We start from the raw sequence: 12589 nt of genomic DNA, 5'->3' as shown, positions 1-12589 counted from the left end.
TTCGGATTTAAACCGTTGGCTGGTTCATCCAGTCCTGCAAGCGGTTTGCCACCCAGGCTCCATCGTCCATACATAGATCATGGCCCGCCCACGGGTGCTTGAAGATGTCGATTTGCCATTTGTTATGAATGGCGTCGGAACAAGCCGGTGCGACTAATCGGTCGCCCCGGCCGTTCAATATCAGCAACGGCGTCTCGGGTTTTCTCTGACTAGGCCGATAGCGTGCCGCTGCTTTCAACTGTCTCACACAATTCGCAAGACTGATCGGCCGAAGTTGCTGTATGGCGGTCCAGGCCTTGGCCGTTTCCGCGTAGAGATCTTGCCGGTTGCTAACCAGCTGAAGGATTGCCAGTTCTCTGTTATACAAATCCCTTTCCAGTAATAATTGAAAAAACTGCGGATAGCTCTGCCAACGCATGCGCCGATAAAACGGGCTTAAGCCTGCAAAGCTGGTATTGACCAGGGCGGCAGCGGCGATGTCGTGCGGATAGCGCTGCAACCACTCCCAGGCTACCATGCCGCCGAGCGATAGTGCGAGTAACGTTACCGGCTTTGCCAGCAAGCCATAGTCTAAAGCCTGGCCGCGGACTTGTGCCGTTATCGCTTCGATGCTGTCCGGGCTAGATTCTTGGTAGTACCGGCCGGTGCCCGGCAAATCGATAGTACTGACGGTTGATTGCGGAAAAGCCTGCTGCAATAAATCCGGAAAATTTCCCCAATGTGTAGCCTCTCGGCATAGGCCGCGCAGTAATAACCAATGTTGCCCGGCTGCTGCTTCAGGCATACCAGAAATCCATTGCTTGTTGCCGATTATGCTCTTGCTGCTGGCTGGTTAGTTTCGCCCATTTTTGCGGATAGAGCAGGCTGCGATACAAGAAATCGAATAAGGTCAGATGCCGACGCATAATGCGCTGTTGGCGATGCGGCAACAAGGGGTGAAACAAGCCGTGACGTTGAAACAAATGCGTCGGGCTTTTACGCAGCCACAGCCAGGAGCCCATCTCCAGCGTCAAGGGCAGAAACACGCGTTGTCTACCGTGCCGGTTGATAAAGTCGTCGTAAAGATAATCCCATAAATCGCCGCTGATGACGTATTCCTGGCTCATGGGCTCTATTTTATAAAAATGATGCGGGTAGCAGCGATCAAACAGTTGTTTTAAGCCGTACGCTTCGGCGATGCCTGGAAACGGAGTCTGGCAGGACGCATACGGAAACCACAATCTATCGTGTATCCCAAACCCAGAATGCAGATCGATAGCAATCGATAACGGGGCATTGAACAGATGTTGATGTACTACCCAGCACAGCGCCTGGGCTTCTTTTTCCATTTTCGATTCATCGCCGCGATACCAGGGCAGTTTGGCGCTGAACCGCTGGCCGCTGTATAGCCGGGTATTGCCGATACTTTCGATCGGCGAATTGCGCATCAAATCCACGCCATGGCCGTTGCAGCGCGTGCCCCGATAGACACCCACCGGGTTGACGATGGGCACAAATACCAGTCGCGAATGCTGCAAACGAGCGTTAAATTCCTCATCCCAATCCAATAATTGCAGGATGGTTTGTAAGTAAGCCAGTATGACTTCCGAGCCGATTTTCTCTAGGCCATGCACGCCGCCGAAAAACGCCAATACCGGGACGTCCGGGCTGTTTGAGCCCAGACTGAGGCAATGGATGGGAAATTGCGTGTCTTTGTAGTTTATTTGCTCGACGATCTCGCAATGGGCGCGGTCGCCGAATTGCCGGATCAGTGCTTCCAACTGATCCAACTCCGGAAATGAACGATTTTCCATGAATTCGCGCCAATCTACCCGGCCAGTGATTTTTCAATGTAGCGCTGTCTTTTCTTGGGTGCGATTTTATCGACCTCCACCATGATCAGGCCGTCGATACAATTGTTAAAGTCCGGGTCGATATTGAAGGCGACGAAATGGCAGCCTTTATCGACGCATAATTCCACGTATTGTTTATAAAGTGTAGGGACTTTGACGCCCAGTTTTTTCAGTTCGCTATTCAATATTTTGAAGCTGGTGGAGTAGTCGGCACTGAATTCGGTGGCGGCAAATGCCTTGCCCTGTTGCGAAATCACGAACGGTGTTCTGGCTTTGGTGTGCTGTAAATCGGAGGCAAATTGCTGTTGATAAAAGCCGATAATCAGCTCCTTGGCGGCTTGCGGATAAGCATTGCTGATGCTGACCGGGCCGAATAAGTATTTGATGTCCGGCCGTTCGCGCAAATACGCACCTATGCCGTACCAAAGGTAATCCAGGCTGTGTTGCCCCCAATAACGTGGTTGGACAAAGCTGCGGCCCAATTCAATGCTGTAGGGCAGATAAGCTTCAAATTCGCTGCGTAAATCGAACAGGGTTTGCGTATAAAAACCGTCCACGCCGTGGCTGGCCATAATCGCCGAGCCTTCTCCAACTCGATACGCGCCGACTATTTCCAGATCGTTGTCATCCCACAGCACTATGTGGCTGTAGTAAATGTCGAATTTGTCCAGATCCAATGCCAGTCCGGTACCTTCCTCGACCGTTCTGAAGGTCAACTCGCGCAAGCGGGCGATCTCCCGCATCACCGGGCAATCGTCCTGAAATTGGTATAAAAAGATCTTTTTGCCGTCGCGGGTTTCGCCAAGCAGACGCGATTGGTACAAGGCTTTCTTCACCGCTTTGGTGTCGGAAGGATGCACCACCGTGGCGACGGTCTCGAATAGTGCCGGCTTGTTTTTCTTGCCCAGGTTTTGCACGTGCTTGCGAAAGCGTTGACTAAGCTGTTTGTTGCTTTCCTCGCTATCGGCAATAACTTGGTAAGGTACCGGCGCGCCGACCATGAATTTAATTTCCTGGCCCTTCTTGTTGAACATTTCTTTCACCAACAACATCGTGCCCAGTGGCTTGTAAAGTGTCGAAGCGCTATAAAACAAGGCGGAGTTCTTGGCTTTAATAAAGATCGGCAGGATAGGGCACTGCGCCCTGCGGGCCAGTTTGATAAAACCGGATTGCCAAGCACCGTCGCGGATGCCTTTAGGGGTGATGCGCGACACTTCGCCGGCCGGAAAGAAAATGATCGCTTCTTCATGTTCCAGTGCGTCCAGCATCACTTTATAAACGTCTTTCAGTTTTTTCTTGTCGGATAACACATCGACCGGGAGGAAGATCGATTGCAAGGGCTCCATGTGTGACAAGACCCGGTTGGCGACGATGCGCACGTCGGGTCGCACCGAACGAATCAGTTTCACCAAAGCCAAACCGTCCAGCGTGCCTATCGGGTGATTGGCGACGATCAGCAAGCGGCCTTCGGAAGGAATGTTGTTGTAAGAATCGTTGCTGACTTGATAATTGAATTTGAAATAATTCAATAATTTGTCGAGAAAGGCGAAGCCGCGTAGATGTTGGTTTTTACGGATAACGTCGTTGAAATCGTCTTCGTGGATCAGTTTTTTTAAAGCTTGTACGACCAGCTTATTGTCTTTGCCAAATTTAAAGTCGGGATAGGTTTCTTGCAGAATGCGTTCAGCATCGATCATCGCTCAGTGTCCTGGAAAAAGGAGTATGGCGGGGGATTCTAGTGAGCGAATATGTCAGAAATATGTCAGTCCGCAGGCTGAAAAAGAATGGCAGGCAATGGTGGGGTATGCGCGACGAAGTGCTCTAGGCTGGCTATAAAAATCCCCTCCCGAGCGAGAGGGGGTTTATGGCGCTATCGATGGCGACAATCAGTGAGCTTTCTGAGCGGGTTTTTCCGGCGTCAGCACCGTGTTTTGCGGCGGTTGGCTGTGGTCCAGATCCGGATAGTCCTTGGTGTAATGCAAGCCTCGACTTTCCTTGCGCTGTTGCGCGCAACGGATAATCAGCTCGGCGACGATCACTAGATTGCGTAGTTCCAGCAGGTCGCTGGTGATGCGGAATTGGCCGTAGTATTCGGCGATTTCATCTTTCAGCAACACCAGGCGGTTCATGGCGCGTTCCAGGCGTTTATTGGTGCGAACGATGCCGACGTAATCCCACATAAAACGGCGCAATTCGTCCCAATTGTGAGCGATCACCACTTCCTCATCCGAGTCCCCGACTTTGGATTCGTCCCAATCCGGCAGCGGCAGCGGTTCCGGCAATTGTGCAAAATTGCGGCGAATGTCCTGATTGGCTTGTTCGGCGAACACTAAGCATTCCAGCAATGAGTTACTGGCCATGCGGTTGGCGCCGTGCAGTCCGGTGCAGGCGACTTCACCAATCGCGTAAAGGCCGGGGATGTCGGTGCGGGCGTTGGCATCGGTCAATACGCCGCCGCAAGTGTAATGCGCTGCGGGTACCACGGGAATCGGTTGCTGACTGATGTCGATATCCAGTTCCAGACATTGCGTATAAATAGTGGGGAAGTGCTTTTGAATGAACTCCCGCGATTTGTGGCTGATGTCCAAATACACGCATTCGATACCGTGTTTCTTGATTTCGCTATCGATGGCGCGGGCGACGATGTCGCGCGGCGCCAGTTCCATGCGCTCGTCGTAACGGCGCATGAAACGTTCGCCGTCGGGCAGGATTAAATGTGCGCCTTCGCCGCGTACTGCTTCACTGATTAAAAACGAACGCGCAGTGGGGTGGTACAGGCAGGTGGGATGAAATTGCATGAATTCCATATTGCTGATTCGGCAGCCGGCCCGCCAGGCCAACGCAATGCCGTCGCCGCTGGAAATGTGTGGATTGGTTGAATACAGATAAACCTTGTTAGCGCCGCCGGTCGCCAGCACGACTATTTTCGCGGATATCGATTTGATGCTGCCGGATTTACTGTCCAACACGTAGGCGCCGCATATGCGTTGTTCGTTTGCCCCCAACTTGGTGGCGGTGATCAGCTCGACGACATTGTGGTATTCCAGGAGGGTGATATTCGGGTGCGCCTGCGCGCGCTCGATCAACGACAGCGAGACGGCTTTGCCGGTGGCGTCATCGGTATGCACGATTCGGCGATGCGAATGGCCGCCTTCACGGTTTAAATGCAATTGTTTGGCGCCGTCGGCGTTAGGCTCTTCGGTAAAGTTCACGCCTTGTTGACGTAGCCATTCGATGCTTTGCCGGCCCTGAGCGACGGTGAGTCTGACGATCTCCGGGTCACATAAGCCCGCGCCGGCGATCAAGGTATCTTCGATATGCGATTCTATAGAATCGTATTCTTCGTCAAATACCGCGGAGATGCCACCTTGGGCGTAATAAGTGCTGCATTCGGTCAGTGCGAATTTGGCGAGCACCGCCACCTGGTAAGTATCCGCAAGGTGAAGCGCAAGACTCAGTCCGGCGCCGCCGCTACCGGCGATAAGGATGTCATAATAGGAATCAGCGGTATTGTTAGGTTGGTTTGCTGTCAGTGTGGTCAACTTTGCGGCCGGATGAATAGTTTTAGCGTTTTTGAATAATATCTGGTTTTAATCTTGCAGTAATTTTTTTTGTGTTGCCAGAACTAATGAGGTTTAATTCTGTCCACTTCAATACCAAAATAGCGCAGTGAACGAACAAGAAACGAATACCGAAGATCTGGATCAAGAGCTGGTGCGCCGTGTGCAGCAAGGCGATAAATCCGCCTTCGATCTTCTGGTGATCAAATACCAGCACAAGATCGTCCACTTGGTGAACCGGTACGTCAAGGATCCGAGCGAAGCTCAGGATGTGGCGCAGGATACCTTTATCAAGGCTTACCGGGCTTTGGGAGATTTTCGCGGTGACAGCGCCTTTTACACGTGGTTGTATCGCATAGCGATTAACACCGCCAAAAACTATTTGTTGTCGCGTTCGCGCCGCCATTTTGATTACGAGATCGATGTTCAAGACGCCGAACAAGTAGAAAACGCGCCGCAACTTAAAGATATAGAAACGCCGGAAAATTTGTTGATGAATGAACAAATCGTGGCGGTCATTAAATCGGCTATCGAGAGGTTACCAGAAGAGATGCGGATTGCCATTACGCTCAGGGAGTTTGAAGGGATGAGTTACGAAGAAATCGCGGAAGCAATGGATTGCCCCATCGGGACGGTACGCTCGCGGATTTTTAGGGCTCGCGAAGCCATAGACCAAAAATTAAACCCATTGCTCGACTAAAGGTGTATCGATGCAAGAACAACTTAACGAAAAACTTTCCCAACTGATAGACGACGAACTGGATAGTCAGCAGGCACTGTCGCTATTGCAGACTTTGCAGAACGACGGCTTGCTGAAAGACAAGTTGCGTCGCTATCAAATTGCCAGTCAGGTAATGAAGAGTGGCGAATATTCTCACGTTAGCAGCGATTTTGTGGACAAGATTCACGAACAGATTAGGCAAGAACCTACCTACTTCTTACCCCGGAATAAGTCGGCGATAAATTGGCAAAAAGCCGCTTTCGCGATTGCCGCGTCGGTGGCACTGGCCGTCGTGTGGGTCAGCAGTAAAGTGGATAAGCAAATGCATAACCCGCTAGGCTCGGTCGAGATAGTGGCTCAAGGTAAAGACGCATCAGCCGAGGAAATGCATGCTCGATTCAAGGATTATCTGGAAGCTCATGACAACGCGATGTATGTGAATAGCGTGCAAGCGGGGCAACCCTACGCACGGGTGGTGGGCTATCGGCAGGAATAAGCGCGTGAGAGTTTTAAAAGCTTTTTTGCTGTGCGTTGTTTGTCAAAGCGCTTTTGCCGATAAGGATCATATTACGGCGCGACAATGGCTGGATAACATGAACCGGGCGATGAAAACCCTCAACTATCGGGGTACCGTGATCTTCATGAAAAACGGTCAGCTCGATACGATGAAATATCAGCATAGTGTTGAAAACGGCGTCGAACAGGAGCGTTTGGCGTCTTTGAATTCGCCGATGCGGGAAGTGACACGTAAATCCAACGAAGTGACCTGTACATTCAAGGAAACCAGTCAAAAAGTGGTCAACCACCATCCGCTGGATAGCTCGTTTATCGTCAATTTGCCGCAGAACACCGCTAACCTGGAAAAAAATTATCAATTAGTTTTGTCGGGTCAGGAATCCATCGCAATGTTGCCGACGCAAATCGTCAGTGTTGAGCCTACAGATGCGTTGCGCTACCCGAGAAAAATCTGGGTGGATACCCAGCATTTTTTGCCGCTGAAAGTCGAAGTTTACAATTTGGACGGCAGCATCCTGGAGCAAGTAGTCTTCACCGATTTAATGACCGACACATTAGCCGAGCCCCATGCCGGCAATGTAGACGACAACAGCTTTCATGTCAAACATATCCACACCGCTCAAGCCGAACCGTTTGAAAACGCTACATTCGTATTGAAGAATTGGCCAGCTGGTTTTGAGTCTGTGTTTTTTATTCGCAATTCCATCCAGCAATCTCAGAAAGCTGTAGATCACTTATTGATTAGCGACGGTTTTTCTACCGTGTCGGTGTATCTGGAAGCCAAAGAATCGCAAGGTATGAATGGTTTGCACAGCCTGGGTTCTGTCAATTCGTTCAGTAAGGTGATTGGCGATACCCAATTCACTGTACTGGGTGAAGTACCCGCCAAAACAGTCGAGCTAATTGCTGACGGCATAGCGCTGCGTTAGCGTGTCCTTTTTGTAACAAATCAAATGTATGAGTGGAGATTACATGCTTAATAAGCTGTTTTATGGAGTTTTGATATTTTTAACGGCGATTGATGCAAGCTATGCGCAATTGCCCGATTTTACCGAAATGGTTAAAACCAATGGGGATGCTGTGGTCAACATCAGCACCACCCAAAAGGCTGCTGATCCGCAAGCGAGCGTCGATCAACAGCAAATGCCTGAGGATATGCCTCCGGAAATGGAAGAGTTTTTTCGGCGGTTTTTCCAGGGGCCGGGGCGCGGTAGCTCGCCACGGGAGACCAACTCGCTGGGCTCCGGATTTGTGATTTCCAAAGACGGATACGTCCTGACCAACCACCATGTGGTGAACAACGCCTCCGAAATTGTCGTTAAATTGAAAGATCGCCGCGAGTTGATTGCCAAGCTGATCGGCTCCGACGAAAGCACGGATGTGGCCCTATTAAAAGTAGAAGCGAAAGATCTGCCAGTAGTGGAAGTCGGTTCGCCGGAGCAATTGCAAGTGGGCGAGTGGGTGCTGGCCATCGGTACGCCGTTTGGTTTTGATCAATCTGTCACCGCCGGTATCGTCAGTGCCAAAGGACGCAGTCTGCCGGATGGTAACTATGTACCTTTCATTCAAACCGACGTTGCCATCAACCCTGGCAATTCAGGCGGCCCCTTATTTAATATGCAAGGCAAGGTGGTAGGGATTAACTCGCAAATCTATAGCCGTTCCGGCGGCTATATGGGCTTATCGTTTGCCATACCTATCGATGTGGCGATGAACGTAGTCGACCAAATCAAAAGCAAGGGTAAAGTATCGCGCGGCTGGTTGGGCGTACAAATCCAGGATGTAACCCGGCAGTTGGCGGAGTCGTTTGGTATGGACCGGCCGCACGGTGCCTTGGTATCAAAAGTTATTCCAGGTGGGCCTGCGGAAAAAGCCGGGATTCAAATTGGCGACATTATTGTCGAGTTTAACGGCCAAGTCATCGAAACGTCTGGTGAATTGCCGCCTAGAGTGGGTATGACGCCTATCGACGAAAAAGCCAAGGTTAAAATTATTCGCCAAGGCGATAAGCAGGATCTTAGTGTGAAAATTGGTTTGCTGCCTGCGCAACCCTCCTCTTTGGCTAACGGGCCTGCGGCTGCCCCTGAAGTGGCCGTGAACCGTCTGGGCTTGGCCGTGGCCGATTTAACCGCCGAACAACGTCAACAATCACAGGTGGAAAAGAACGGTGTAATAGTTCAAAAAGTTAACAAAGGTATTGCGATGGATGCCGGCATTCAGCTAGGCGACATTATTTTGCGCATTCAAAATAATGTCGTGCGCGATGCCGCCGAGTTTAATTCCATCGTCGCGAAATTACCGGTTGAAAAATCGATAGCACTTTTGGTACAACGTAACGGCAGTCCGGTGTTTTTAGCGTTTAAAATCGAGAAATAATTGAGGTAACTCAATGTCTATCGCCAGCCATGTAACGCAATTGATCGGCAATACGCCGTTAGCGAAATGACATGAAGTTGTGTTGGAAAACTCCGCGACTGTGCTGGCAAAGTCGGCATCACAAAACCCCGGCGGTGCGGTTATAGACAGAATCGATCTGGCTATGATTTAAGCCGCCGAGAAAGCGGGGCGCTTGCTAAATACGACTCTATTGTCGAGGCCCAGCAAATTGTCAGGCAGTCCTGGGCGCCATGTCCAGGGTTGCCGACCTGATCAAAAACCGTAAGCTTTGGATTTTGATGTGATAGCGGTGGCGCTAGTCGAAACTCCGGCCATCTCCGGCGGTGTGCGCACCGCACAGATGGGCGTGGGGAAAACCGTGGTGACCATTGTTCATGACACCGGCGAGCGCTATTTAAATATGAGCTAACGCCGTTTTATCCCGCATTCTGCTGGAGCAAAAAATAATAATGACAAATCCCAGCATCAAAATCCGTTCTACCGGACTCGGTTATTTTATTAACCGCATTCAAACTCTGTTTGTTAGCATGTTGCGTATCTGGACGATACCCATCGTTCTGATGCTTAGCCTGTCGTCCGGCTTTACGACCTATTACGGTTTATCGCATTTCATCACGCCCTGGATTGCGTTGGTGATTACCGTCGCCATTCAATCCATCATCGTTATCTGTTCTTTGGAAATGGCCGGCATTCATTGGAAGGCCAACAGGATGCGCTACTTTACCGTGGTAGCGTCTTTGGCGGTGGCGATTGCTGCTTCGGTGACTTTTTCCTATTTCAAGTTTTACGAAATATCCGAGCAGGAAACGCTGCATATCAACAGGCTGAACGAGTTAAGGCAGCAAACTAAAAATTATCTGGATAGTATTCTGCAAGTTAAAAGCCAGATGCTGCATCAACAAAAACTGGATCTGGAAAAAGCCTCGCTGGATGCCAGCCAAGCCTATTTCGGTACGCATAATCAAATTGGCCCCGGCTATAAAAATCAGGTAGGCGAGGGGCCGTTCTGGCGCCATTACAATCAGATATATCAGGAAAAAAAGCAGGCCTTACAACAGCAGGAACAAGCTTTTCAGGCCTTAGACACCAATATCCGGCTGCTGGAAAGTAATCTGAATCAGCTAGATGTGACCAACGACAAGGAAGCCACTTACTCGCAATTTTTGAAGAATTATCAGGATATTCAACTCGGCGTGAACCAACTGGCCAGCAGCATGGGCTTGTCTTTACCCGACGCGCCCTTGCTGATGACCTATAAACAATTTGTTGAGGAAGTTAAACCCTCTTTTGCAATGTGGCGCGGGTTTTCCTGGTTTGCCTTTGCCTGCGCGGCGATGGTGGATTTTTTCACCGTGTTACTGTCTTATCGCTTGGAATTTACCGCACCGGGACCGTTAACGATCCAGGAAGAAGAGCTGGTGTTTGAATGCCTGCGACAATTTACCGAGTTCCGGATCAACGAGAACGATGAACTGGAAATGGTCATCGAAAAATCCGACTTGGAAAAAGCCCGCCGTTACTCGGATTGGTCGCGGATGTTTGTGGTCGGCTTGCTGCTCAGCCGCGGTTTCTTGCGTAAAGTAGACGATAGAACCGTGGAGTTTGCGCCGAATCTTTACCCGCTGATTGCGGAAAAAATGTCCGACAAAATCGCCGCGCTTAAACAAAAAGCCGCTGCCGCTGCCGGTGTTGTTAGCCATGAATAGCGCGGGCACCGAATTAGAAGTCTGGCTGGCCGGCGGCGATTTATTTGAAGAGTCGCTTGCCGATGCAGCGGAACAATGGATCGCTGGTTTCGACGCCGATCGGCAAGTGGTGCAGCTAAAACTCGGGCCGTATAAAAAACTCTTTTTGCGGCCAAAGAAATTCGTCAAACGCTTTTATCATCATATCCACCCACTGACGATAGAAACCTGGCAATACCGGCGGCAGCTGAGTATGTTCGACGATTTTTGCACTGTAGATTTGGCGTTGGATTTACGCTTTCAGGCCACCCTGGCTTACGTGCTGAAAAACAGCGAAATGCTGCCCACGATTAATCAACACATCAAGCAGTTGTATGCCGACATAATTGACGATGTGGTCAATCTTGAGTTGCAAACGCTGGCTGACGGCAACTGGATTCAAATCGGTCTAATAGACACTGAGAAACGTATTGCGCTGGCTATTAACCAGGTGTTAATGCAACAGCATATTCAATCGCAAGCGCTATGTAGCCTTACCGCCAGCTTTAACGAATTTCCGAACGTGCAGTTGGGTCGCGACAGCGTTTATCTGAACGTGTTGAAAAAGACTTTTGAGTTGAATGAAGAGCGCACCCGCGAGCTATCCCGGCAGCAGCGGTTGCTGGAGGAAGAGGAAATACACGAAAAGCGCCTGCAACTGGAACATTTGCGTCGCGTATCGGATCTGGAATTGCAGATACAGGCCCAGGAAGCGGAAAAACAGCGGCGCTTGCTGGAAGACAAACAAGATCAGCTTACTCAGCAGTTGGAACTTGAGAAGCGTTTGTATGCCGAACAGCTACGCCACGAAAACGAGTTAAAGGTCATGCGTCTGGAAGCGGAGTTATTGGCCCAGGAAACGCAGCAGACCAGGCAACGGCTTGCGGAAAGTCAGCTACTCTCCGAACAATTGACCCATCAGGCGGAATTGCACGATAAAAAAGTACTTGCCGATATTCGCTTGCAGCAACGCACGCAAAGCTTATGGCAAGAGCATAGTTCAACGAACGAAACAGGGAGTGACCATGCACAGCAATAAATTAATAAGTGTAAGTTATCGGCTGTTGGTTTTGCTTATGACCGCGTTACTGGCGGCTTGTAGCAGCACACCGCGTCCGCTGCAATTCCGCACGGAAATCGATTCGTTAGTCGCCGTTAGCGCGCCGCAAAGCAATTTGCGCTTTGTGGTGTTGCCGGGCAATGCCGGCGCTAATGAACAGGATTTGCAGTTTATCGAGTTTAAAACCTATATCGAAAAAATCCTGGCCAATCGCGGCTACAGCAAGGCCGGTAGTCTGCAAGACAGCAATTTGGTGATGTTCCTGAGTTATGGCGTCGGCGCGCCGGAAGTGCATCAATTCACTTACGAAGTACCGTTGTGGAACGATATGGGCTATTACTATCCGTACAGAATGTCCAGATTTTACAACGGCTATTATCCCGGTTTTGGTTGGGGTTACGGCGGCTATTCGCAACGGACCGAATCCTACACGACGTTCCGGCGCTATCTGGTGTTGGAAGCCTGCGATAAAGAAGCCTATTTGCAACAGCAGCAACGCAAACAGCTATGGAAAACCAGCGTGCAAAGTAACGGTTCCAGCAACGACTTACGTCTGGTGTTCCCGTATATGGCAGCGGCCATGCAAGCCTATTTAGGTACTAACACCGGGCATATGATCACTGTGGATATTGACGAAACCAATACCTTGGTGCGTAGTCTGCTAGGCCCATATCAACCCAGCACACCGCAGCCGCGCTAAAAATTGGATTTGGTTTTTCGCCTGCTGCTGTGCTGCATTGCAGGCAATATATTGACAACACCTGATCGCGGATACAGAC

Annotated in this window: 12 protein-coding genes; 8 read left to right on the top strand and 4 right to left on the bottom strand. The window is 50.4% G+C overall.

What is annotated here, in order from left to right; all coding sequences use genetic code 11:
- Nucleotides 1-7: 7 nt before the first annotated feature.
- The 4 genes from EBB_RS22830 to nadB all read right to left on the bottom strand — a co-directional run bounded on the left by EBB_RS22830 (nt 8) and on the right by nadB (nt 5374).
- Nucleotides 8-784 (bottom strand): alpha/beta fold hydrolase, encoded by a 777-nt coding sequence (locus EBB_RS22830; RefSeq protein WP_192395963.1) that lies wholly within the window; start codon nt 782-784, stop codon nt 8-10.
- Nucleotides 777-1793, bottom strand: a complete 1017-nt coding sequence (locus EBB_RS22825; RefSeq protein ID WP_192395962.1) for a M14 family zinc carboxypeptidase — start codon at nt 1791-1793, stop codon at nt 777-779. The genes EBB_RS22830 and EBB_RS22825 overlap by 8 nt, the downstream gene beginning before the upstream one ends.
- 14 nt (nt 1794-1807) lie before the next feature.
- Nucleotides 1808-3529 (bottom strand): bifunctional ornithine lipid synthase OlsF, encoded by a 1722-nt coding sequence (olsF, locus tag EBB_RS22820; RefSeq protein WP_192395961.1) that lies wholly within the window; start codon nt 3527-3529, stop codon nt 1808-1810.
- Between the two features lie 189 nt (nt 3530-3718).
- Nucleotides 3719-5374, bottom strand: coding sequence for an L-aspartate oxidase (nadB, locus tag EBB_RS22815; protein ID WP_192395960.1), 1656 nt, complete (start codon nt 5372-5374; stop codon nt 3719-3721).
- 127 nt (nt 5375-5501) lie between these two features.
- On the opposite strand from nadB, the gene rpoE reads away from it, so the two are divergent.
- From rpoE to EBB_RS22775, 8 genes are all read left to right on the top strand, one after another.
- On the top strand, nt 5502-6092 hold the full coding sequence (rpoE, locus tag EBB_RS22810; RefSeq protein WP_192395959.1) for an RNA polymerase sigma factor RpoE: 591 nt from the start codon (nt 5502-5504) through the stop codon (nt 6090-6092).
- A gap of 10 nt (nt 6093-6102) precedes the next feature.
- Nucleotides 6103-6609, top strand: coding sequence for a sigma-E factor negative regulatory protein (locus EBB_RS22805; protein WP_192395958.1), 507 nt, complete (start codon nt 6103-6105; stop codon nt 6607-6609).
- 4 nt (nt 6610-6613) lie between these two features.
- Entirely contained in the window at nt 6614-7558 is a 945-nt protein-coding gene (locus tag EBB_RS22800) for a MucB/RseB C-terminal domain-containing protein (protein ID WP_192395957.1), read from the top strand.
- A 43-nt stretch (nt 7559-7601) separates the two neighbouring features.
- Nucleotides 7602-9005 carry a DegQ family serine endoprotease gene (locus tag EBB_RS22795; RefSeq protein WP_192395956.1) on the top strand — a complete coding sequence of 468 codons (1404 nt, stop codon included), beginning with the start codon at nt 7602-7604 and terminating at the stop codon, nt 9003-9005.
- Between the two features lie 289 nt (nt 9006-9294).
- On the top strand, nt 9295-9435 hold the full coding sequence (locus tag EBB_RS26235) for a hypothetical protein (protein ID WP_225587719.1): 141 nt from the start codon (nt 9295-9297) through the stop codon (nt 9433-9435).
- 40 nt (nt 9436-9475) lie between these two features.
- A complete protein-coding gene (locus EBB_RS22785) occupies nt 9476-10732 on the top strand; it encodes a hypothetical protein (RefSeq protein ID WP_192395955.1) in 1257 nt (418 codons plus the stop codon).
- On the top strand, nt 10725-11789 hold the full coding sequence (locus EBB_RS22780; RefSeq protein WP_192395954.1) for a hypothetical protein: 1065 nt from the start codon (nt 10725-10727) through the stop codon (nt 11787-11789). Before EBB_RS22785 ends, EBB_RS22780 begins: the two co-directional genes overlap by 8 nt.
- Complete coding sequence (locus EBB_RS22775) at nt 11776-12510, top strand: hypothetical protein (RefSeq protein WP_192395953.1); 735 nt, start codon at nt 11776-11778, stop codon at nt 12508-12510. Before EBB_RS22780 ends, EBB_RS22775 begins: the two co-directional genes overlap by 14 nt.
- Nucleotides 12511-12589 lie beyond the last annotated feature (79 nt).

It is taken from the genome of Methylomonas fluvii, from assembly GCF_014850975.1.
Classification (GTDB): Bacteria; Pseudomonadota; Gammaproteobacteria; order Methylococcales; family Methylomonadaceae; genus Methylomonas; species Methylomonas fluvii.
The sequence above is the reverse complement of the archived record's forward strand: the minus strand, read 5'-3'. Positions and strand labels throughout refer to the sequence as shown.